Source organism: Pseudomonas sp. G166 (genome assembly GCF_037027455.2).
Classification (GTDB): domain Bacteria; phylum Pseudomonadota; class Gammaproteobacteria; order Pseudomonadales; family Pseudomonadaceae; genus Aquipseudomonas.
In genome coordinates this window covers 3460643-3483260 of the sequence record NZ_CP146985.1, presented here as the reverse complement: position 1 = coordinate 3483260, position 22618 = coordinate 3460643, and the positions used below count along the sequence as shown (strand labels likewise).

The window sequence follows — 22618 nt, the reverse complement described above, 5'->3', positions numbered from 1 at the left end:
TGGATTAAGTTACCTTTAGTAAGTTACGGTTGGTAAAGTTAGCATGTCAAGCATCGGAGAAAATTCGCAACCTCCTTCCACGCCTCGTCGACGCCTGTCGCGAGAAGACCGGCAACGGCAATTGCTCGACGTTGCCTGGCGGCTGGTGCGCGAGGAGGGCAGCGAAGCCCTGACCCTGGCGCGGCTGGCGGAACAGGCCGGGGTGACCAAACCCATCGTCTATGACCATTTCGTCAGCCGTTCCGGGTTGCTGGCGGCGTTGTATCAGGATTTCGACGCCCGCCAGACCGCACTGATGGACGCCGCCCTCGACGCGAGCGAGGCGACGTTGCCAGGCCGCGCTACGGTGATTGCTGCGTCCTATGTCGAATGCGTGCTGTTGCAGGGCCGAGAGATTCCGGGGGTGATCGCTGCGTTGACCAGCTCCCCGGAACTGGAGCGGATCAAGCGGGAATACGAGGCTGTTTTCCTGGACAAATGCCGAGCGGTGCTGGAACCGTTCGCAGGCCCAAGGGGCATCACCCAGGCCGGTTTGCGGGCGATGCTGGGCGCGGCGGAGGCACTGTCTAACGCGGCGGCCAGCGGGGAAATCAGTGCCGCCGAGGCCAAGGAAGAGCTTTTTGTGAGCATCGTTGCGATGGTCGATCGAACCGCCAATATCGCTGCAAACTGACCCACCGCTATCGCGAGCAGGCTCGCTCCCACACAGGGAGCTGTCGTGAATTCCAATCCTGGGTCACCTGCAAGCCTGCACTTTTATGAAGCCAAGGCGGGAGGCGCGCACCATGGGAAGGCAATCGTCGGCGCTTGGAAGCTGGAGCCTGGAGCGTGTTTGCGTGGCTGACTGAGCGGGCGTCTTCGCGGGCAAGCCCGCTCCCACAGGGATTTTCGCTGGCGGCAAGGTCTGGGTAGCCCAGTGGAATCGGGGGTATAGGTGCGGCTTGGCACGCTCGCTGCAAGAGACTACCCAGGCCCACCGTGAACACAATCGAGTGGGCAACCCCGTCGGTCAACGAAGATCGAGCGCCAGCAGGCCGGGGAATAACGGTAGGTCAGGGCGCAGTCGCCGGACCGATACCGCACAGAACAGGCAAAGACGCCTGGAACCGCAAGGTTTCAGGCGTCTTTTTTTTGCTTTCAGAATCGTGATGGGCTTTTGTCGGGTGCTTTTTATGAATTCCAACGTTGCTTCTCTGAACAAGCTGCAAACGCTGATCGTGATCGGCAATGGCATGGTCGGCCATCACTGTGTCGAGCAACTGATCGAGCGCGGTGCCCTCAATCACTACCGCCTTCATGTGTTCAGCGAAGAGCCAATGCGCGCCTATGACCGCGTGCATCTGTCCGAGTACTTCTCTGGCCGTGACGCCGAGTCCCTGGCCCTCGGTGAAGCTTCGCTGTACCAGATGCCGGGTGTCACGTTGCACCTGGGTGTGCCGGTGTTGGAAATCGACCGTCAGGCACGTCAGGTCGTCACTGCCCGAGACCGCATCAGCTACGACAAACTGGTGCTCGCCACCGGCTCCTACCCGTTCGTGCCGCCGATTGAAGGCGCTGAAGGTGACTCCTGCCTGGTCTATCGCACTCTTGAAGACCTGGACGCGATCCGCGCCGCCGCCAGCAACGCCCGCCGTGGCGTGGTGGTTGGCGGCGGCCTGCTGGGCCTGGAAGCGGCCAATGCGCTCAAGACCCTCGGCCTGGAAGCCCATGTGGTGGAATTCGCCCCACGGCTGATGCCGGTGCAATTGGACCCGCAGGGCGGTTTGGCCCTCAAGGCCCGCATCGAGAAGCTAGGCGTCGGCGTACACCTGTCCAAGGGCACCCAGTCCATCAGCGCCGGCGAGCAGTACCGTTATCGGATGAACTTCGCCGACGACGATTTCCTGGAAACCGACCTCATCGTGTTCTCCGCCGGTATCCGCGCCCAGGATGCCCTGGCCCGCCAGAGCGATTTGCAAATCGGCCCGCGCGGCGGCGTGGTGATCGATGACCATTGCCTGAGCAGCGACCCGGACATCTACGCCATCGGTGAGTGCGCGGCCTGGAACGGCAGCATCTTCGGCCTGGTCGCACCGGGTTACCAGATGGCCCGCAATGTTGCCGCCCGACTGTGCGGCGAAAGCGCCGAGCCGTTCACTGGCGCGGACATGTCCACCAAGCTCAAGCTGCTGGGCGTGGACGTCGGCTCCATCGGCGATGCCCATGGCAACACGCCGGGTTCGCGCAGCTTCCAATTCATCGACGAAACCAGTGCCAGCTACCGGCGACTGGTGGTGGACGCCGCCGGCAAACGGGTGATCGGTGCGGTACTGGTGGGCGACAACAGCTACTACGACACCTTGCTGCAATACATGCAGAACGGCATCGCCTTGCCCAAGGACGCCGCCAGCCTGATCCTGCCATCGTCCGAAGGCGCCCCGACGCTGGGCCCGGCAGCGCTGCCCCAGGCGGCAACCATTTGCTCGTGCCATAACGTCACCAAGGGGTCGATCTGCTCGGCCATCGACGGTGGCTGCACCGATCTGGGCCAACTCAAATGCGACACCAAGGCCGGCACCGGTTGCGGTGGTTGCGCCGCCCTGGTCAAGCAGGTCTTCGAACATGAACTGATCGCCCGTGGTGTCAGCGTCGACAAGAGCCTGTGCGAACACTTCGCCTACACCCGTCAGGAGCTGTATGCCCTGGTGCGGGTGGAAGGGATCATCAGCTTCGAAGAATTGCTGGCCAAGCACGGTCGCGGCCACACCGGTTGCGACCTGTGCAAACCGGCGGTGGGCTCGATCCTGGCGTCGTGCTGGAACCAGCCGATCATGGACCCGTCCCTGGTGGCGTTGCAGGATACCAACGACACCTTCATGGCGAACATGCAGAAAAACGGTACTTATTCGGTGGTGCCGCGGATCGCCGGCGGGGAAATTACCGCCGACAAATTGATCGCCATCGGCGTGGTCGCCAAGAAATACGACCTCTATACCAAGATCACCGGCGGCCAACGCATCGACCTGTTCGGCGCCCAGTTGCATCAGTTGCCGGACATCTGGGCCGAGCTGATCGAAGCCGGTTTCGAAACCGGCCACGCCTACGGCAAATCGACTCGCACGGTGAAATCCTGCGTGGGCAGCACCTGGTGCCGCTATGGCGTGCAGGACAGTGTGCAAATGGCCCTGACCATTGAGGACCGCTACAAAGGTTTGCGCTCACCCCACAAGCTCAAGTTCGCGGTGTCCGGTTGCACCCGCGAGTGCGCCGAGGCCCAGAGCAAGGACGTCGGCGTGATCGCCACCGAGAAGGGCTGGAACCTCTACGTGGGCGGTAACGGCGGCATGCGCCCGCGGCACGCCGAGCTGTTTGCCACCGACCTGGATGACGCCACCTTGATCCGCTACATCGATCGCTTCCTGATGTTCTACATCCGCACCGCCGACAAGTTGCAACGCACCTCGGTCTGGCGCGAAAGCCTGGAAGGCGGCCTGGATTACCTCAAGGACGTGATCATCAACGACAGCCTGGGCCTGGGGGCCGAGCTCGAAGCCCAGATGCAGCTGGTGGTCGACCGCTACGAATGCGAATGGGCCAACGCCCTCAAGGATCCGGAAAAACTCAAGCGTTTCCGTACCTTCGTCAACGACAAGCGCGGCGATCCGGACGTTCATTTCGTTCGCGAACGCGGCCAGCGCCGGCCGGTTCACGCCGGCGAACTTCACCTGATTCCCGTCACCGAGGAGGTGCTCTGATGAGCCAGTCAAACGTCGTTCGTATTCCCACCCGTTCTGCGGACCAGGAACCGCTGCAATGGCTTGCCCTGTGCCGCCGCGAGGACCTGGTGCCCAATTCCGGCGTGGTCGCCTGGCACGACGGCAGCCAGGTGGCGCTGCTGTACCTGCCCGAACATCAGGAAAAGCCGCTGTACGCCATCGACAACCGCGATCCCAAGTCGGGCGCGAATGTCATTGGCCGGGGCTTGTTGGGCAGCATCAAGGGTGACCTGGTGATTGCTTCACCGATGTACAAACAGCACTTCCGCCTGGAGGACGGCCATTGCCTGGAGTATCCGGAACAGCGTCTGCGGGTGTGGCCGGTGCGCTTGAATGGTGATGTGGTTGAGATTGGCCAAGACTGATCCGCACCTGCGAGCAAATTGAAAACTGCATGAAAACCTGTGGTAGCGGGCTTGCTCGCGATGGCGGTGTATCAGTCAACAACAATGCTGCTGATCCAACGCTATCGCGAGCAAGCCCGCTCCCCCAGGGGACGTTTTAACTGACAGGCATGATGTTCACACATGCCTTTAGCTGAATGTGGGGATTAACAATGAAAACCGCCGCTCAACTGGTGAAACTCAAAAGCGTGCAGAACCAGCAGGTCCACAGCATCGCGCCGGAACAGACGGTGCTCGAAGCGCTGCAAATCATGGCCGAGAAAAACGTTGGCGCGCTGCCGGTGATCGAAGACGGCCAGGTAGTGGGCGTGTTCAGTGAGCGGGATTACGCGCGCAAGATGGTGCTGCAAGGGCGCTCCTCGGTAGGCACTGCGGTACGCACGATCATGAGCGCGCCGGTGGTCACCGCCGACAGCCAGCAGAGCATCGAGCGCTGCATGGAGGTCATGACCGACAGCCACCTGCGGCACCTGCCGGTGCTGGATAACGGGCAGTTGATCGGCTTGCTGTCCATTGGTGACCTGGTGAAAGAGGCGATTGTCGAGCAGGCGGATTTGATTCGACAACTGGAGCACTACATTCGCGGGCACTGACACCGCAAGCTCGCCACAAGATCGCGCACGACGTCAGTGCTTAGCCCAACGCCAACAACTGCCGGATCAGATTCGGCGTACTGCCGGTCCAGCGCTTGAACGCGCGACGGAAGTTCGCCGTATCGTTGAAATTCAAATACTGCGCCACTTCCTCGTTACTGAACCCCTTGACCTGATACAGGTGCAACGCAACGTGGGTATGCACCCGGTCCACCTGTTGCTGGAACCCGGTGTGGTGCTTGTGCAGCTTGCGCTTGAGGGTCGCCGGGCTCATGGCGAAGGCCTGGGCGGTCTGTTCCAGGCTTGGCGTCTGCTGCACATGGGCGTGCAAGTGGTCGTAGATGCAATCCAGAAAACTTGAAGCAAAACCCAGTAGATCGAGCTGTTCCCGGGCTTCGATTCGCGCCACCTGGCCAGCGGTGGCCGACACGTTGGGCCAAGGCCGGGCGAGGCAGTGGCGGGGTAGGCGCATCAGGTCCAGCGGTCGGTTGAACTGAGTCTGCTCACCCAGGTGCACCCAATACTGCTCGACATAGCGCGGCTCGGCATGGCGAAAGCTGCATTGCCAAGGCAAGCGTTCGCCGCTCAGCCAGGTGCTCATCGCCACCAGTGAGGTCACGCTGGCCTCCAGCACGAAGCGCCATTGCTCATCGGCCCCGCAGCTGTCCAGCCAATGAACGTAGGCATACTGCTCGTCCAGCAACAGCCGTGGTGCGGCCAACGGGCTGAGCAAGGCCTGTTGGTCGATCAGCGTGTCCAACGCCTGATGCAGATTCTGCGCGTGGCGCAAGGCGTGGCTGGCGGGTCCGTAGTGCCCCGGCAACAGCCGTTGGCCGAACAGGAAGCTGCTGTCGTCGGCGTCCAGCAGACGCTGGCTGTTGTCGATCAGGCCAAGAAACTGCTGCGGGCTGATGCGGCTCTGCCCGGCCAGGATGTCGTCGTGGAACAACCCGGTGCCGCGCAGCAGGCGATGGCTGTCGATGTCCCGCGACAGCGCCAGGTCGATCAGCGCGGCAGGCTGATAATGCCCGGGGATGAAGCGACTGTCGGCTTCGTACCAGCACGTCTTGAGTGTCATGGACCGGCCTCAGGCGCTCTTCGCCAGCGTGGACCGGGACTGGGCCAGGGCCAGGTTGAGGCGTTTGAGCAAGGCTTCGGGGGATTCGTCGAACGCCATCACCACTGCGGTGCTGGCGGCCAGTCGCAACCGCTCGCCGTGTTGCCGGGTCTTGTGGGCCAGGCTGCGAATCGCCACCTCCAGCTCCAACGCCAGGCGCTGGGCCTGACTTTCGCCGGTGTCGGGCAGTAGCACCACAAAGCGATCACCGGCCAGGCGGCAAAGCAAATCCTGGCGACGCAGGTTCAGCACCAGCAATTGGCTGACCGCCTGCAGCACGGCATCGCCTTCACCATGGCCGAAACGCTGGTTGATGGCGGTGAAGTTATCCAGGTCCAGGGCCAGCAGCGACAGCGGTTGCTGACGGCGGCGACTGTCCTGCAGGCTGGCGGACAGTTCATGCTTGAGAAAGTCGGCGCCACCCAACGGCGTGAGCTTGTCGAACAAACGGTGCTCGCGGAACAATCGTTCGCGCTTCTCCATCTGCCCGTTGATTGCCAGCTGTTCCCGGTGCCAGTGATAGATGCCCAGGGTCAGCAGGATCATGCCCACCGGCATTGGCCCGGATTCGAGCCAGTGGTCCCAGGTGATGCTCTCGGGCAGGCGGATGAATTCGTCGAGGCTGTCGATCCACCAGGAAAAGAAGATGCAACCCAGGCCCAGGATCAGGTAATTGGTGACCCGCCCGGCGGGGCGGCTTTTGAGTACCAGGCCAAGCCAGACCAGCGCCAGCAGCGCCGATCCGCCTTCGCCGAGAATATCCAGCCAGACCCACTGCGCAATGGGTTTGAGTTCACCGCTGGCCAGGTACAGCATCAACCCGAGGTTGGCCGCCAGCAGGAGCAGGGCGAGTTTGAGGCGGTGCGGGCGCAGCACGGAGAACATGGCCGGAATCCTTTGCCAGAAGCGGAATGCGGCCCAGCACAGCAGATGAATGTGACAGTGCCGTGACGACGGCCGAATGGCTGGGGGAGGTCGAATCAGCTCATCCATTGTCAGAACTTTTCATTTTTTCTGATCGTTGCCACGCTCTGCGTGGGCATGCATCCCGTGACGCTCTGCGTCACATCCCAGAAGCGGAACGCGCAGCGTCCCTGGCGACATTCCCACGCTGGAGCGAGGGGACGATCGATCTCATTGAGGCGGGGGGATTTTATCTGTTGCCACAATAAGATCGGTTGCTGGTTGTCTGCGCGGTTCGAAACAGGTCATTTCAGCTCATTCCGGCTCGCCAGCGCCCTAAATCAGCCTATTACAGCCTCCACGGCCAAACCCTGTCACAGAACCGTCATTCCCCACCCCTAGCTTGCCCTCCCAGTTGCCGGGCCATTGCCTGGCGGATATTCGGATTCCTGGGGGAGGACCACCATGCACCACCGCACCAGCACTGCCGGGTTCGTCGGTTTCACGTTCACCGCATTGGCGATGGCCATTGCCAGTGAGCGTCTGAGCGCCGCCGAGCAGGCGGCCACGGAACACGTCGAAGTGGTTGGCCAGGCCGCCAGCATCGACCAGGCCCTCAAGGAACAGCGCAGCGCCGACACGATCAAGAGCGTGGTGCATGCCGACGGCGTGGCGCAATTGCCGGATGAAAACGTCGCCGAGGCGGTGCAGCGTTTGCCGGGTGTCAGCGTCGAGCGCGATCAGGGTGAAGGCCGTTTTGTCAGCGTGCGCGGCCTGGGGCCGGACCTCAACAGCGTGACCATCAACGGCACCCTGGTGCCGGCCCCGGAGAGTGAACGTCGAGCCGTTGCCCTCGACGTGCTGCCCTCGGAACTGGTGCAGTCGCTGTCGGTGATCAAGACCCTGACACCGGACATGGACGCCAACTCCCTGGGCGGCACGGTGGACGTCAAAAGCCTCTCGGCCTTCGACCATAAAGGCCTGTTCTACACCGGCAGCAGCGAAGCCAGCTATGACAAGAACACCGGCCAGACCAGCCCGAAATTCTCCGGCGCCATCAGCGATCGTTTCAGCCTAGGCGACGGTATCGACAACTTCGGGGTGGCCGCGGCGTTGAGCTGGCAGAAGCGCGATTTCGGCTCGGACAACGTCGAAACCGGTGGTGCCTGGGATTTCGAGCAAGGCTCACGCCTCGAAGAGTTCGAACAGCGCGATTACGACATCCGTCGCGAGCGTGCCGGTGGCGGGTTGAACTTCGACTACAAGCCCGATGACTTCAGCAGCTATTACCTGCGCACGCTGTACAGCCGCTACAAGGACAGCGAAACCCGCAACTCCACCAGCATCGCCTTCGAAGACCCGCAGGCCGCCGGTGAACTGGGTGACGCCGAGGGCAAGCGCAAACTCAAGCAACGTGAAGAAACCCAGGAAATCCAATCCTACGTGCTCGGTGGCGAACGCATGTTCGGGCTCTGGACTCTGAGTGGCCAGGGCGGCTACAGCCAATCCAGCGAAGACACCCCCGGGCACATCGCCGGCGCCACGTTCGAAGGCATCGACGGTTTCACCGGCGGTTTCTACGACAACGACAAGCCGCGGCCGATCATCGGCTCGGGCTTCTATGACCCCGCCAACTTCAGCCTCGACAAGGTGGACTGGGAAGAGCAGAAGACCACCGACACCGAGAAAAACCTGCGCCTGGACCTGGCCCGGGACTACGACTTGCGCGGCTATGCGTCCCAAGTCAAATTCGGCGGCAAAGTCAGCCGACGCAATAAGGATAACGACCTCAATGCCTGGGTCTACGAGGATTTTGATGCCCTGGGGTTCACCGATGACCAGCTCAACCTCGGGCAATTCCAGAAAGGTAACGTTGATTATCGCCTCGGCCGCTTCGGCCCGGGCATCAGCGCCGATGCCATCAAGCAGTTGATCGGCGGCCTCAATCGCGACGACTTTTTTGACGAGCAGGAGTCGCGGGTCAACGACTTCAAGATGAGCGAGGACATCAACGCTGCGTACCTGATGAACACCGTCGACATCGACGATTGGCGCTTCATCGCCGGCATGCGCTACGAAGGTACTGAGTTTGACGCCAAGGGCACCGGCGCCACCGACGGCGTGTTCACCGACACCGAGACCCGTCGCAAGTATCACCACTGGCTGCCGGGCTTGCACGCACGTTACCAACTGGACAAAAACACCCAGGTCCGTGCGGCCTGGACCAAATCCGTGGTGCGCCCGACCTTTGGCCAACTGGCACCGGGTTTTGTCATCGACGATGACGAGGCCACCTTCGGCAACCCTGAGCTCAAGCCCCTGGAATCGAGCAACCTGGACCTGGGCATCGAGCATTTCATGGGCCACGCCGGCACCGTTTCGGCCTTCGTGTTCTACAAGGACATCAAGAACTTCGTCTACAACACCGACCTGGCGGGCACGGGCGCCTGGACCGATTTCGCCGAAGCCCACAGCTACGCCAACGGCGACAGCGCCAAGCTCTATGGCCTGGAACTGGCCTACTCGCAAAAATTCGACTGGTTGCCGGCGCCTTGGAACGGCTTGCTGTTGGGGGCCAACACCACCTTCAGCCGTTCGGATGCCGAGATCGAAGGCTTCGACCAGGCCAGTGGCACCCAGCGTAAACGCAGCATCGACCTGCCGAACCAATCGGACACCGTCGGCAACCTGATGCTGGGCTGGGAAAACGACAAGCTGAGCCTGCGCCTGTCGGCCAACTACAAGTCGGCATACCTCTATGAGCTGGCGTCCATCAGCGACCGTGACCATGACCTGCACGTCGATGCCCAGACCTTCGTCGACTTCAGTGCCCGCTATTCACTGACCAAAAACCTGCAAGTCAGCCTGGAGGCGCAGAACCTCACCGACGAGCCGTATTTCGTCTACACCGGCCACCGCTCCTACAACGGCCAGTACGAAGAGTACGGCCCGACCTACAAGCTGGGCCTGACCTTTACCCATTTTTGAACTGCGAGCATGCCACTTTTGAGTTTGGCCTAATGACAAGGACTTTTGCGTTGAACACGATGTTGCTATTACCCAAGCGCTACCTGTTGGCGATGCTGGTCAGCCTGGCAGCGGTCCCCACCCTGGCGGCTCCCGCGGCTCCCAAGCTGATACTGAAACCCTGGTCTCAATCCCGGGACCTTTCGCTCAACGCCCTGGCATTCCTGCCTGGCCCGTCAACGACCGAGCGGCTGGCCAGCGCCCGCGAGGGTTTGTTGTTGCTCGACGCCCAAGGCCTTGAGTTGGCGCGCCTGGAGGGCAGCTTTGAAGGCCTCGACAGTCGTTCCCTGGGAGCGAATGTACTGGTTGCCAGCCTCGACGGCACGCGTCAGCAGGCGTTGCTGGTCAGCCTCGACCCGCAGAAGCGCCAGTGGGGAACACCTGTGTATCTGCCGACGCGGGATTTTGCGGTAAACGGCCTATGCCTGTACCGCGATGACGCGAGCAACCTGTTCGTGTTCCTGATGGGGGAACAGGGTAAAGGCGAGCAATGGCTGGTCGGCAATGGCGAGCACCTGAGCGACACCGCGCAACGGGTGCGCGGCCTGCCGTTACCACCGGACGCCAAGACCTGCCAGGTGCAGGACGGCACCAATCAATTGTTCGTCAACGAGGAGCGGGTGGGGTGGTGGGCCTATCCGGCATCTTCCGAAGCCGATACCGTTCGTGTTCCCGTGGCGATGCGCACACCGTTCGGTGACATCCAGCAAGCCGCCGGGGCCATGGCCGTATTGCCGGGTGGCATGCTGGGCCTGGATCCGGCGGCGGCGCAACTGCATCTGTATCAGCAAAAGGACGAAGGTTGGATCGCCAAGGCCCGTTTGCCCTTGCCGGGCCTGAAGGAACCGGAAAGCCTCGCGATACGCCCGAGCAAATCCGGCATCGAAATGCTGCTGCGCGACGATGCCAACGGACGCCTGTATCAGGGTGAAATCAATTGGCAACCCAAGCCTGTACCGCTGGCGCCGATCCTGCCCAGTGTTGCGGCCATCGTCCAGAGCGAGCCGGTGGCCCGCCAGGGCGACGCAGCCGATGACCCGGCGATCTGGATTCATCCAACGACGCCCGCCCTGAGTCGAGTGCTGGGCACCAACAAGAAGCAAGGCCTGCTGGCTTATGACCTGCAAGGCAAGCTGCTGCAGGCGTTGCCGGTAGGGCGCCTGAATAATGTCGATGTGCGCGCCAACTTCAAGCTGGGTGAGCAAACCGTCGATCTTGCGGTAGCCAGCAATCGCGATCGCAACAGCCTCAGTCTGTTCAGTATTGATCGCACCAGTGGCGAGTTGCACGAGGCTGGCGAGATCCCCACGTCGCTCAAGGAAATCTACGGCATTTGTTTGTTCCAGCCAGCCGAAGGCGAACTGTATGCCTTCGCCAACGGCAAGGACGGTCGCTATCTGCAGTACCGCCTCAGCGCGCCGGACGGCGTGGTGAAAGGTGAGTTGGTGCGCCAGTTCAGCGTCGATAGCCAACCCGAAGGTTGTGTGGCCGATGACCCGCGTCAGCGCCTGTTTCTCGGTGAAGAAGACGTCGGCGTCTGGACGGTGGATGCCCGGGCCGACCAGCCGGCGACCTTGAACAGCGTGATCAAGGTGGGGCCACCGTTACATGCCGACGTCGAGGGCATCGCCCTGTACCGAAGCGCAGGCCATGACTATCTGGTGGTGTCCAGCCAGGGCAATGACAGCTACCTGGTGCTCGATGCCGAGCCGCCTTATGCCGTGCGTGGTGCTTTTCGGGTCGGTCTGAACGCTGCGGCGGGCATTGACGGGGCCTCGGAAACCGATGGTCTGGAAGTCACCTCGGTAAACCTTGGCGGGCCTTGGAACCAGGGGATGCTGGTCGTCCAGGACGGTCGCAAGCGCATGCCCGAGCAGACCCAGAATTTCAAGTTCGTGCCCTGGGCCGAGGTGGCCAAAGCGCTACGCCTGCCTTGAGCGACGTTGTCATCAACCGGTCACGAACATTTCATCGAATAGCCGTCAGACAGGAGTTCTACCCATGCAAGCCACTTTGGAACACATGACGATCTGGGGCCTGATCAGCGACGCGAGTCTGCTGGTCAAGGCGGTCATGCTCACGTTGTTGTTGGCCTCATTGCTGAGCTGGTACCTGATCATCCAGCGAAGTGCCGTGCTGCAACGTACCGAGCGACAGTTCAAGGGGTTCATGCAGCGCTTTCGTAGCACTCAGGATGTGCTGGCGCTGTACCGGGAAACTGCGCAGGCTCGCGAAGAGGAGGGTGGCATAACTCCGATTTTCCAGGCCGGCGTGCTGGCCTTCACTCAGCTCAACCAACCCTCAAGTACACCGGAAGTGGTGCTCGAAGGTGTCGAGCGTTCGCTGCAGGTGGCGATCAGCGAACAGGAGGTGCAGCTGGAAAAAGGCCTGCAGTTTCTCGCCACCGTCGGCTCGGTCAGCCCGTACATCGGTTTGTTCGGCACGGTCTGGGGGATCATGAATGCCTTTATCGGTCTCTCCCAAGTGCAACAGGCCAGCCTTTCCACCGTGGCGCCGGGCATTGCTGAAGCGCTGATCGCCACGGCCATCGGTTTGTTCGCGGCGATCCCCGCAGTGATTGCCTATAACCGTTTTGCCGCTCGCGGCCAGACCTTGCTGACCCGCTACTACGCCTTCGGCAACGAGTTGCAGGCACGCTTGCACCGCAAGCTGCACGGTGCTGCGGTCAACCTGGCCACGGCTGCTTGAAAGGAGAGGGCAGATGTTAGTCAAGCCGCAACGCAAGCACGGGCCCAAGGCCGAAATGAACGTGGTGCCCTACATCGATGTGATGTTGGTGCTGCTGGTGATCTTCATGGTCACCGCACCGATGCTGACCCAGGGGGTGAAGATCGAACTGCCCAAGGTCGCCAGCGAGGCCCTGGCCAATGACAGCCGCCAGCAGATCCTGACCCTATCGGTGAAGGCCGAAGGAGGCTATTACTGGAACCTTGGTGGAGAACTGGACACCCATCACCAGACCGACAGCGCTGTGGACCTGGACCAGATGCGCGCCAAAGTGGCGCAGGTCGTCGCTGAGCGCAGCGACACCCAGGTGTATATCCGTGCCGACGAGCATGCCGATTACGGCCGGGTCGTCGCGGCCATGGCGGCCTTGCAGCAGGGCGGGGTGAGCAACCTGGGGCTGGTGACCGAGGCGCCCCGATGACGGCGATGATCATGCACACTCCTTCCCTGCACCTTCGCGCGTTGACGCGCCATGGCGTTTGGCGAAACAGCCTCGCGGCAGGGCTCGCGGTGGCACTGCACGCGCTGGTGGCTGTGTTGCTGATCCTGGGCTGGACCGCAGAGAAACCCGTTGCCCAGGCGCCTCGGGTGCTGCATACGCAACTGGTGATGTTGCCCCCGGCGCCAGTGCCGGAAGCACCGGCACCAGCCCCCGTGGCCGCTGTTATTGCGCAACCGTCCGAAGCGGTGCCGTTGCAAACGTCGCGTCCCACTCCGGCCAAGCCGGTCGTGGACCCGCGTGTCCAGGCGCAGAAACTGGAACAGGCGACCCTGGCCCGCAAACGGGTCGAGGATCAAAAGCGCGAGCAACAGGCCCAACAGCAACGTGAACACCAGGAGAGTGAACGGCGGCAGCACGAGGCCGAGCAACAGGCCGCTGAACAACAGCGCCAGACCCAGCAGGCGCAAGTGCTCGCTCAACAACACCGTGCCGAACAGGCGCGCTTGGCTGCAGCCGACAGTCGCAGCTATCAGCCCCTGAGCAAACAAGCCCCGGACTATCCGCAACGGGCCCTGGACAAGGGACTGGAAGGCGACTGCACCGTGGAATACAGCGTGACGCCAGATGGTCGGATTGACAGTCCCAGGGTGCTCGACGGTTGCCACCCGCTGTTCATCCGCCCGTCCCTGGCGGCCGCACAGACCTTCCGCTACCAACCGCGAATCGTCGAAGGCAAGGCCGTGACAGTGCCGGCGGTGCGCAACACCTTCCACTACCGGATCAAATAAAACGCAAAAGCCCGACAGCTCAAGCAAGGCTCCCAAAGAGTGCAGGTTCGCGATCGACGACAGTGGAGTCGTCGAAAACAAACCTGCTTTTGGAGAACTGAGATGACTGACTTCAAACCGACCCCCAACGAAATCGCCGACAAAGTGGTATTGGTTACCGGTGCGGCCAGCGGCATCGGTCGGGCGATCGCCGAGTTGTTCCATGCCCGCGGTGCCAGGGTCATTGCCGAGGACATCAATCCTCAAGTCAATGCGTTGGAGCAGCCGGGCCTGGTGCCGTTCGTGGCCGACATCACTGCGGACGGCAGCGCCGAGGCCGCCGTCGCGCTGGCGGTGAAGCGCTTTGGTCGGCTCGATGTGCTGGTGAACAATGCCGGGCGAATCCTCTACAAACCCTTCGTGGAAATGACCCGTGAAGATTGGAACTGGCAGATGGAGACCAACGTGACCGGCGCTTTCCTGCATTCACGTGAAGCCATGAAGGCGATGATGAAACAGCAGTCCGGCGCCATCGTGAACATCGCATCCTACGCGTCCTACTTTGCCTTTCCAGGCATCGCGGCATACACCGCTTCAAAGGGCGCCCTGGCCCAGTTGACCCGTACCCAGGCCTTGGAAGCCATTGAGCACGGGATCAGGGTCAATGCGATCGGCGTTGGTGATGTGGTCACTCATCTGCTCGATCACTTCATGGAGGATGGCCAGGGTTTCCTGGCCGAGCACGGCAAGTCCGCGCCCATTGGCCGGGCGGCGTCACCTTCGGAGATTGCCGAGATCGTCGCGTTCCTGGCTTCGGAGCGAGCCAGTTTCATGGTCGGCTCGGTGGTCATGGCCGATGGTGGGATGAGTGTTGCGGTAGGTGGTTGATCCGTTGTGGCTGCTGCGCGGGCTTTTGTGGCGAGGGAGCAAGCTCCCTCGCCACAATTTTGGTGTTCGCTTCACCTGCGGTAATGACTCGGCGCAACTCCGACCTCACGACGAAATATCTGGGAAAAATGACTGGCACTGCCATACCCGACTTCCAGGCCGATATCGATGATGCTGCGCTCGGTTTCGATCAGCAGTTGTCGGGCCCGGGCCATTCTCAGCTGGATGAAGTACTGTGAAGGCGAACGCCCCGTGGCGCGTTTGAACAGGCGGCTGAAGTGGTATTCGCTCATGCCGGCGGCTTGCGCCAGGTCGCCAAGACTGAAGCTTTCGGCCAGCCGTCGTTCCATTAGCTGGATGACCCGCTTGAGCTTGAAGGCGGGCAGGGCATTGCGCCCGGACACGTCCTCGGCTTCGGCATCCAGGTAATGACGTGCCAGGTGCACCGCCAGACATTGCGCCACGCCCTGGATCAGTAACGCGCTGGTTTCGTCGCGTCGGGCCAGCTCCACGTGAATCTGCTCCAGCAAGGCCGAAAGCACGTCATCCCGGCCACCCGAGACTTCCCGCAGACGGATCGCACCACTGCCGCCGGTTTCGGCCACGGCGCGCTCCAGCAGCGATAACCCCAGGTAAACGTGCATGACCACGAATGGCTCGGTACCGCTGGCTTGCCAGCGCATTTCATAGGGCGCAGGGGACGCGGTCAGGAAAAAATCGCCACGCCGTACCGAGCTCGCTGCCCAGGCCTCATTTTCGCTGCGCTCCTGGACAACGGCTTCGCCGGACAAGACCCAGACGAGCAACGGTTCGGCCACCGCAGGCACGATCACGCGTTCTTCCGTGCGCTCGCGGACAAAAATCTCAACCAGGACATCCTTCGCTGACACCCCGTCGGACGTCGCCAGGCGCTCGCCGCGAATGTACGCTTGCAAGCCGGTTGCCGATGTTCGCTGGATGACGTCCATACTCGACTCTCTCAATGACTGCCGCCAGGCTAGACCGGATCGGCGGCTGGCCGATGCTGACGCAACAGTTCGATCTGCTGGGAAGGAATCAACTCGCGCAACGCCTTATAGAGCGCTCGGGTTTCCAGCAGGTTCCAGACGCGCAGCATCGTTTCCAGTGCATCCAGGGGTTTGCTGATGAAGTCCCGGGCACCTAGGGCCAAGGCACGCAGGCGGGTGTCGCGGGTGGCGTCGGCGGTCAGTACCAGGATCGGCAGGTAATCGTTGGCGGGAATGCGTCGATTGAGTTGTTCCAGCACGGCGAAGCCGTCGAACGCCGGCATGTGCAGGTCGAGGATGACCAGGTCCGGTTCGAAGCTGTTGAACAGGTCGAGGGTACGCAAGGGCTCGGTGCTGCTCAGCACATTGTGCAGTCCTTCGCGGGCCAGCAGTTGTTCCATCAGGTCCAGGTTGGGGCGCTGATCGTCGACGATCAGGATGCGCAAATCGCGATTCATGCGGGCTCCGGTAGATAGTGCTCGAGGTGGCGCAAAAAGGCCTGGATATGAATGGGTTTGGTCAGGATCGCCGTGGCACCGGCGTCGTGCAGGGTACGGTGAGTCAGGTCGCTGGCGTCGGCGGTGATCATCAGCACCGGCGTCGCGGCGGTGGCCGGGGAGTGGCGCAGGCGCTGCAATACTTCCAGGCCGTCCAGGTCCGGCAGGGTCACGTCCAGCAGGATCAGTTGCGGCGCGTGCTGGCGAGCCAGGTCCAGGCCCATCTGGCCCTGCATGCTCGACAACAGTTGGATGCCCGGGCGCCGCTGCATCAGGGTTTCGATCAGTGCCAGGCTCGACAGGTTGTCTTCGATACACAGCACTTTGCCGTGATATTCGACAGGCGCGCGCGTCACCATGAGGGGCGCTGCGGGCGGCAAATGGCTGCCGGCTACCTGGGTGCCGGGTAACTGCAAGGTGAAGCGGCAACCTTGCCCGGGTTCACTGTGGACCTGAAGGCTGCCCTGCATCATCTCCAGCAGGCTCTTGCTCAGGGACAACCCAAGGCCAGTGCCTTCGACCTGGGGATCGGCGCCCAGGCGTTCGAAGGGTTTGAACAGTTGATCCAGCTGTTCGAGGGCGATGCCATGCCCGGTATCACTGACGGCGATGCTCACGTGCCGGGCCTGGACGCTGACTTCAATGCGTACTTCACCGCCGGGCCGGTTGTACTTGATGGCGTTGGACAACAGGTTGAGCAAGACCTGCACCAGACGCTGGCGATCGGCAAGTACGCCGCTGCCCTCAGGCAGCGGCGGCAGGTCGGCCAGGTGAATCCCGGCATCGGTGGCCATGGGCGATACCAGCGTCAGGGCTTCGTGCAACACCGTCGACAGGGCGATCGGCTCGATGTTCAGCGGCAGGCGCCCGGCCTCGATCCTGGCGATGTCCAACACCTCGTTGATCAACGCCAGCAGGTGCTGGCCGGCGCGCAGGATGTGACTGACCTGGGGCCGTTGGCCTGCGGTGGAGTCCATGTCCAGCAGTTGCGCGAACCCGAGGATGGCATTCAACGGCGTGCGCAGTTCGTGACTCATACGCGAGAGAAACTCACTCTTGGCCCGGCTGGCGCTTTCCGCCTCTTCCCGTGCGGTGCGCAGGGCGATCTCGGCGGCGCGCCGGTCGGTGATGTCGCGGGTGATCTTGGAAAAACCGCGCAGGGCCCCGGTACTGTCGTATTGAGCGGTGATGACCACGCTGGCCCAAAAGCGGCTGCCGTCCTTGCGACAACGCCAGCCTTCCTCCATGTAATGGCCATCGCGGGTCGCCTCACGCAAGGCCATGTCCGGGTGCGCGGGGCATTCCTCCGCCAGGTAGAACAGGGAAAAATGCCGGCCAAGGATTTCCTGCTCGGTGTAGCCCTTGATCCGTTCGGCACCGGCGTTCCAGGTGGTCACGTAGCCCCGGGCATCCAGCGCGAAAATCCCGTAGTCCTTGACGCCATCGATGATCAGCCGCAAGCGTTCTTCGTTATCGCGCAGGGCTCGCTCGCGCTCGGCAAGCAGTTGCCCAGCCTCCACCAGGCGAGTGCCGAGTTGGCCGATTTCGTCTTGCTCCGGCGGTTGTGGCAACAAGGGTTGGCCCAAGGCCAGGCGCTGGGCATTGCCTTGCACCTGTTGGACCCGGGCGACAATGCCCTTGGAGAGGAACAGCACCGCCACAATCGCCCCGAACAGCCCGCACACTGCGGCCAGCAGAGTGGCGAACAACAACCGCATGCGTGTGGACGAGGCGGCGGCACTGCGGTCGGCAAGCAGGGCGTCCTCGCGGACTCGCATGGCGCTGATCTGCTCGCGCAACACATCCAGCACTTGTTTGTTTTCGATCAGGATCGCGGTGACGGCCTCGGTGTCCCCGGCCTTGCCGTTGCGCAATGCGAGCAATCCGTCGAGTTTGTCGGCGATCAACGGGGTGATGGTCTTGAGGTGCTCGCGCATCCTGGCGTCGCGAATGTTGTGGTCCAACCGTTGCAACGCTGCCTTGATCAGCGGCGTGGCCTGTTCGTAGCTGGGCAGGAAGTCCTCGCGCCGGGTCAGCAGATAGCCGCGCACGCTCGCTGCGGCCTCGGCCAGCAGGGTATGCACGGTCTGGATATCGCCCTGGACCAGTAGAACCCGGCGCACGTCTTCTTCGGCCCGGGCGGTCTGGCGTTCGGTGATGTAGATCAGCACCAGCGACAGCAACAGGACCACCAGTGGCAGGGAAATCACCACCAGTGCCTTGCCTCGCAATGGCAGGTCGGCCCAGCGGCGGGCGGCGAGGAATCTCATGGCCATTGCCCGCTGGGTTGGGCCACCAGTCCCAGGGCGACACCGCGCACGGCGGCCTGGGTCCGGTCGGCGGCCCCCAGCTTGCCGATGACTCGCTCCACGTGGGCCTTGGCGGTGCCGGGGGCAATGCCGAGTTTTTCGCCGATCTCACGGTTGCTGAAGCCTCCGGCCACCAGCCCCAGCACCTGGCGTTCGCGTGCTGTCAGGGCCTGGACCTGGGTGGCGCCGCTGGTACTGCGCTCGGCCATGCGTCGCAGCAGGCGCGCGCTGACCGAACTGTTCAGGGCCTCTTCACCCTGGGCGACCCGTTTGAGTGCGTCCAGCACTTCATCGCGGCTGGCATCCTTGAGCAGATAACCGACCGCCCCCGCAGCGATGGCGGCTTCCAGATGGTCAGGGCTGTCGTCCATGGTGAAGATCACCACTTTTATCGCAGGCTGGCGCTGCTGGAGGATACGCGCCGCCCCCAGGCCGTTGAGCACTGGCATACGGATGTCGAGAATGGCGATGTCCGGTTGCAATCGTTCACACAAGTCGAGGGCTTCCTGGCCGTCACTGGCCTGGCCGACGACTTCGAACCCTGGGTTGCCGGCCAGCATGCTGATGAATCCGGTGCGCGTGACTTCGTGATCATCGGCCAACAGCAGGCGTAAAGGCGGCGTCATGGGTGTGTTCCATGGGTAGGTAGGGGCACGCTGGCCAGCAGGCGAGTGCCGCCATCGGGTTGACTGAAACAGCTCAGGTGGCCGCCCAGCAGGCTGGCACGTTCCTGCATGGCCGCCAGGCCCAGGTGACAGGTGCCGTTGGTCTCTATGGGTTGTTCCAGGGCAAAGCCACGGCCATTGTCTTCGACTCGCAGCGAGGCCCGGTCGTCGCTCACCGCCAGCCCCAGGCGCACATGGCTGGCCCGGGCGTGCTTGAGAATATTGTTGATGCCTTCCTGGGCAATGCGGAACAGGGCAATTTCCGTGTTCCCCGGCAGGCGTGCGGCGCTGTGTTCGGTCCAGTCCACCGTCAGGCCCATGTCGCGCAGGCGATCGGCTTCCTTGTCGACGGCTTTGTACAGGCCGAAATCATCCAGGGCGTGGGGGCGCAGGCCGCCAATCAACTGCCGGCCTTCACCGACACAACCCCGGGCGAGATCGAGAATGGCCTGCAAGTCATTCGCCAGTTCCGGTGGCAGGGGCGGGCAGCGGCCGGCGAAGCCCTGTAGGCGCTGATGCAGGCCGGCCAGATTCTGTGCCAGGCCATCGTGCAGGTCGTAGGCCACTCGCTTGCGCTCATCTTCCTGAGCGCTGAACAGTCGGTGGACCAGCTCGGACATGGTACGTTCGCGGGCCTGCAGCGCTTCGAGCAGGCGACTGTTTTCCAGATGGGCCGCCAGCAGGGTCGCCAGCAGTTGCAGTGACTCAATGTCTTCGTTGTCCGGCGTGCCCAAGGCCACGCTGTTGCCCAGCAACAAAGCCCCGAACACCGCGCCGTCGGAACCACGCAACGGCACGCGCAAGACCTGGGGCAGGGCGCTGCCGGGATCTTCCAGCCATTGCGGCTCGGCTGACGGTGGCTCAGCCAGGCTGGCAAGCAGATCGAGCCGTTCGCGGTTGCCATGGCTGGCGATGGTGCGAAAAGTCGTGTCTGCCGCCCACTCCAGCAACAGGCCATGGTCCATGGCCATGAATGCGCAGGCCCGTTGCACCGCGCGCTGACGCATCGCCGACAAAGGCAACTGCGTCAGTTCATGGCCGGTGCCCAACAGCAGGCGCAGGCGCGCGGCACGGCTTTGCGACTGGCGATACTGGGTGCGGATAGCCAGGGCGCTGCCGGGGTCATGGGGTGGGCTTTGCATGGGGGGGCTCCAGCATGGAAGGGGACCGGTCCGGGTTTGTGGTGGCGTCATTAGAGCGTGCCGTTGACAGCGGGCCTATCTGCCAAACGGCATAGGCGATCGGCACCGGTTGGCCGATGGCGAAGACTGCGCGAGCCGGCAAAGTGGCCTCATTGAAACCCAAAGGAACGCTTCGATGAAAATGAAAACCTGCGCCATTGCTGCTTTTTTCCTGCTGACCACGCCATTCGTCCATGGGATTGAGGCCACGCCCTACGTGTATCGCACCGTGGCCGAGCAGCCAAAGAACGTAAATGACCGCGAGATCGCTGCGCTGTTCGACCGTTGGAACGCGGCGCTGCAAACCGGCAGCGCCAGCGCGGTGACCAGCCTCTATGCCCCGGACGCGATTTTGCAACCGACTGTTTCCAACAAGGTGCGCAACACACCCGCGCAGATCGAGGATTATTTCCAACACTTCCTGGCGGGTAAGCCGGTGGGGCAGATCAACTACCGTGAGATCCGCCACCTGGGGCCCGACGCGGCGATGGACAGTGGTGTCTACACCTTCACACTCACCAATGCCGACGGTTCCAAGCGGGACGTCCAGGCGCGCTACACCTTCCTCTATGAGCGCCTCGACGGCCAGTGGAAGATCATCAACCACCATTCTTCGGCGATGCCTGAAGTGCCGAAAGCACTGCACGCCAGTCATTGAGATCACGCCTTGTGGGGGAGGGAGCTTGGCTGCGCAAGCTCCCTCGAACGGCTCCCAAAGCCATAGGCCACCAGCGTATTTACACATTCCCTGCATAAAGAGCTTGGATTAGCCTGCGAACATTAATTAGAATCAGTCTCATTTAAGACATTCCTTGCGCAGGGCTTCTTGACATGTTTGACGCAGCTACGCCGACGGAGCACTCCCTACACGCGTTGTACCGTGACCACGGCGGCTGGCTGGAAGGTTGGTTGAGGCGGCGCATGGGCAATGCCTGGGATGCGGCGGACCTGCGCCAGGATACGTTCCTGCGCGTACTGTCCAGCTCTCAGCAGTTGGCTGACCTGCAGGAACCTCGTGCCTATCTGTTGACGGTCGGCAAGCGCCTGCTGAGCAACTTCTACACCCGGCGCAACCTGGAGCAGGCCTACCTCGACGCTTTGGCGAGCCTGCCCGAAGACAGTGTGCCGTCTCCGGAGCAGCGCTGGCTGCTGCTCGAAACCCTGCAAGCGCTGGACGAGTTGCTCGATGGCCTGCCGCCCCTGGTTCGGCGGGCCTTTTTGTGGAGCCAGCTCGAAGGCTTGGGCTACCGTGAAATCGCCGAGCGCCTGCAGGTGTCCGAGCGCACCATCAAGCGCTACATGGCCCAGGCCTATGAGCATTGCCTGTTGGTGGACTTTTGATTCGCCCGGCTCCTTCACCCGAAGCCCGCGAAGTAGCACGGGCGGCTGCGCGCTGGTTGGCCTTGATGGAGTTCAACGGGGACGAATTCGACTCCGCCGGCTTGCAACAGTGGCGCGAAAGCAGTGCTCAGCACGAAGCCGCCTGGCAAAAAGCCCAGCGCCTGCGTCAGCGCTTTGCCGGGGTGCCGCCATCCCTTGGGATGGCGACGCTGGACCGTCCGGCAATGGCTCGCCGTGCCGTGCTCAAGCGCGCATTGGGCGTCGCCACGCTGGTGCCGGCCGCATGGTTGTTGGGGCGCGAGCTACCGCTGGAGGCCTGGCGCGCCGACCTGCGCACCGCGACTGGCGAACAACGACGCTGGTCGCTGGTCGATGGCAGCACCCTGCAGTTGAACACCGACAGCGCAGTAGACCTGGACCTCAGGGCCCGGCGACTGGTGCTGGTGCAAGGTGAGATGGCCCTCAAGGTCTCGGGGGCCACGCCATTGGCGATTCAAGCGCCCTATGGGCTCATCACGATCAGTCGCGGTGAAGTCTGTGTACGCCTGAGCGAACGCAGTTGCCGGGTGTCGGTGGTCAGCGGCTCAGCGCAGTTGCAGCCGTTGCGTGGGCCGCTGCTGTCGCTGGACCCGGGCCAGCAAGTCAGCCTACAGGCGGCGGGGGCGGGGCCGGTGAGCACCTTCGACGTGGCGCAACCGGGTTGGCGTGACGGGGTGCTGGTGGCTCAGAACCAGCCGTTGGGGGATTTTCTCCGCGAACTGAGCCGTTATCGCCCGGGTGTATTGCGCTGGGACGACCCCCTGGAATCCCTTCGAGTCACTGGCAGCTTCCGGCTGGAAAACACCGATCGAATCCTCGCGTTGCTCTCGGCCAGCCTGCCGCTGGACGTGCAGACACGCACCCGTTACTGGGTCACGTTAAGGCTTCGCAAAAATATTGCGTGAAGCCTGTCCCCTTTTTTTGTCTCGCTTGTC

Annotated in this window: 20 protein-coding genes; 13 read left to right on the top strand and 7 right to left on the bottom strand. The window is 62.5% G+C overall.

Annotation, left to right across the window (positions count from 1 at the left end):
• Positions 1-43: 43 nt before the first annotated feature.
• The 4 genes from SGN16_RS15000 to SGN16_RS14985 all read left to right on the top strand — a co-directional run bounded on the left by SGN16_RS15000 (position 44) and on the right by SGN16_RS14985 (position 4752).
• Positions 44-673 carry a TetR/AcrR family transcriptional regulator gene (locus SGN16_RS15000; RefSeq protein ID WP_210638812.1) on the top strand — a complete coding sequence of 210 codons (630 nt, stop codon included), beginning with the start codon at positions 44-46 and terminating at the stop codon, positions 671-673.
• A 499-nt stretch (positions 674-1172) separates the two neighbouring features.
• On the top strand, positions 1173-3734 hold the full coding sequence (gene nirB / locus SGN16_RS14995) for a nitrite reductase large subunit NirB (RefSeq protein ID WP_335945496.1): 2562 nt from the start codon (positions 1173-1175) through the stop codon (positions 3732-3734).
• Positions 3734-4120: a nitrite reductase small subunit NirD gene (gene nirD / locus SGN16_RS14990; protein ID WP_210638810.1), complete on the top strand. Its 387-nt coding sequence runs from the start codon at positions 3734-3736 to the stop codon at positions 4118-4120. Before nirB ends, nirD begins: the two co-directional genes overlap by 1 nt.
• Before the next feature lie 191 nt (positions 4121-4311).
• The gene (locus tag SGN16_RS14985; RefSeq protein ID WP_210638809.1) at positions 4312-4752 is read left to right on the top strand and encodes a CBS domain-containing protein; all 441 of its coding nucleotides are present in this window, start codon (positions 4312-4314) and stop codon (positions 4750-4752) included.
• A 40-nt stretch (positions 4753-4792) separates the two neighbouring features.
• Here the strand turns inward: SGN16_RS14985 and SGN16_RS14980 are convergent, their stop codons facing one another.
• Complete coding sequence (locus SGN16_RS14980; protein WP_335945495.1) at positions 4793-5830, bottom strand: AraC family transcriptional regulator ligand-binding domain-containing protein; 1038 nt, start codon at positions 5828-5830, stop codon at positions 4793-4795.
• 9 nt (positions 5831-5839) lie between these two features.
• Complete coding sequence (locus SGN16_RS14975) at positions 5840-6754, bottom strand: GGDEF domain-containing protein (protein WP_210638807.1); 915 nt, start codon at positions 6752-6754, stop codon at positions 5840-5842.
• Positions 6755-7237: 483 nt separating this feature from the next.
• Here SGN16_RS14975 and SGN16_RS14970 point away from each other — a divergent pair, with 483 nt between their 5' ends.
• The 6 genes from SGN16_RS14970 to SGN16_RS14945 all read left to right on the top strand — a co-directional run bounded on the left by SGN16_RS14970 (position 7238) and on the right by SGN16_RS14945 (position 14644).
• Positions 7238-9760 (top strand): TonB-dependent receptor, encoded by a 2523-nt coding sequence (locus SGN16_RS14970; protein WP_210638806.1) that lies wholly within the window; start codon positions 7238-7240, stop codon positions 9758-9760.
• 50 nt (positions 9761-9810) lie between these two features.
• Complete coding sequence (locus SGN16_RS14965; RefSeq protein ID WP_335945494.1) at positions 9811-11736, top strand: phytase; 1926 nt, start codon at positions 9811-9813, stop codon at positions 11734-11736.
• 64 nt (positions 11737-11800) lie between these two features.
• Complete coding sequence (gene tolQ, locus SGN16_RS14960) at positions 11801-12508, top strand: protein TolQ (protein WP_335945493.1); 708 nt, start codon at positions 11801-11803, stop codon at positions 12506-12508.
• Positions 12509-12521: 13 nt separating this feature from the next.
• Complete coding sequence (gene tolR, locus SGN16_RS14955) at positions 12522-12968, top strand: protein TolR (RefSeq protein WP_335945492.1); 447 nt, start codon at positions 12522-12524, stop codon at positions 12966-12968.
• Positions 12965-13777: an energy transducer TonB gene (locus tag SGN16_RS14950; RefSeq protein WP_335945491.1), complete on the top strand. Its 813-nt coding sequence runs from the start codon at positions 12965-12967 to the stop codon at positions 13775-13777. The genes tolR and SGN16_RS14950 overlap by 4 nt, the downstream gene beginning before the upstream one ends.
• Before the next feature lie 102 nt (positions 13778-13879).
• Complete coding sequence (locus SGN16_RS14945; RefSeq protein WP_335945490.1) at positions 13880-14644, top strand: SDR family oxidoreductase; 765 nt, start codon at positions 13880-13882, stop codon at positions 14642-14644.
• Positions 14645-14715: 71 nt separating this feature from the next.
• On the opposite strand, the gene SGN16_RS14940 is transcribed toward SGN16_RS14945, so the two are convergent.
• Genes SGN16_RS14940 through SGN16_RS14920 form a run of 5 tightly spaced genes read right to left on the bottom strand, consistent with a single transcriptional unit; the run spans position 14716 to position 20264 of the window.
• Entirely contained in the window at positions 14716-15612 is an 897-nt protein-coding gene (locus SGN16_RS14940) for a helix-turn-helix domain-containing protein (RefSeq protein WP_335945489.1), read from the bottom strand.
• Positions 15613-15641: 29 nt separating this feature from the next.
• Positions 15642-16109: a response regulator gene (locus SGN16_RS14935; protein WP_210638799.1), complete on the bottom strand. Its 468-nt coding sequence runs from the start codon at positions 16107-16109 to the stop codon at positions 15642-15644.
• Positions 16106-18418 (bottom strand): ATP-binding protein, encoded by a 2313-nt coding sequence (locus SGN16_RS14930; RefSeq protein WP_210638798.1) that lies wholly within the window; start codon positions 18416-18418, stop codon positions 16106-16108. Before SGN16_RS14930 ends, SGN16_RS14935 begins: the two co-directional genes overlap by 4 nt.
• Complete coding sequence (locus tag SGN16_RS14925; protein WP_210638797.1) at positions 18415-19083, bottom strand: response regulator transcription factor; 669 nt, start codon at positions 19081-19083, stop codon at positions 18415-18417. The genes SGN16_RS14930 and SGN16_RS14925 overlap by 4 nt, the downstream gene beginning before the upstream one ends.
• Positions 19080-20264 (bottom strand): sensor histidine kinase, encoded by a 1185-nt coding sequence (locus tag SGN16_RS14920; RefSeq protein ID WP_210638796.1) that lies wholly within the window; start codon positions 20262-20264, stop codon positions 19080-19082. The genes SGN16_RS14925 and SGN16_RS14920 overlap by 4 nt, the downstream gene beginning before the upstream one ends.
• A 175-nt stretch (positions 20265-20439) precedes the next feature.
• Between SGN16_RS14920 and SGN16_RS14915 the strand changes: the two genes are divergently transcribed.
• The 3 genes from SGN16_RS14915 to SGN16_RS14905 all read left to right on the top strand — a co-directional run bounded on the left by SGN16_RS14915 (position 20440) and on the right by SGN16_RS14905 (position 22588).
• Positions 20440-20961: an SgcJ/EcaC family oxidoreductase gene (locus tag SGN16_RS14915; RefSeq protein WP_210638795.1), complete on the top strand. Its 522-nt coding sequence runs from the start codon at positions 20440-20442 to the stop codon at positions 20959-20961.
• Between the two features lie 173 nt (positions 20962-21134).
• Entirely contained in the window at positions 21135-21644 is a 510-nt protein-coding gene (locus SGN16_RS14910) for a sigma-70 family RNA polymerase sigma factor (RefSeq protein ID WP_210638794.1), read from the top strand.
• Positions 21644-22588 carry a FecR domain-containing protein gene (locus tag SGN16_RS14905; protein WP_335945554.1) on the top strand — a complete coding sequence of 315 codons (945 nt, stop codon included), beginning with the start codon at positions 21644-21646 and terminating at the stop codon, positions 22586-22588. The genes SGN16_RS14910 and SGN16_RS14905 overlap by 1 nt, the downstream gene beginning before the upstream one ends.
• Positions 22589-22618: the final 30 nt, after the last annotated feature.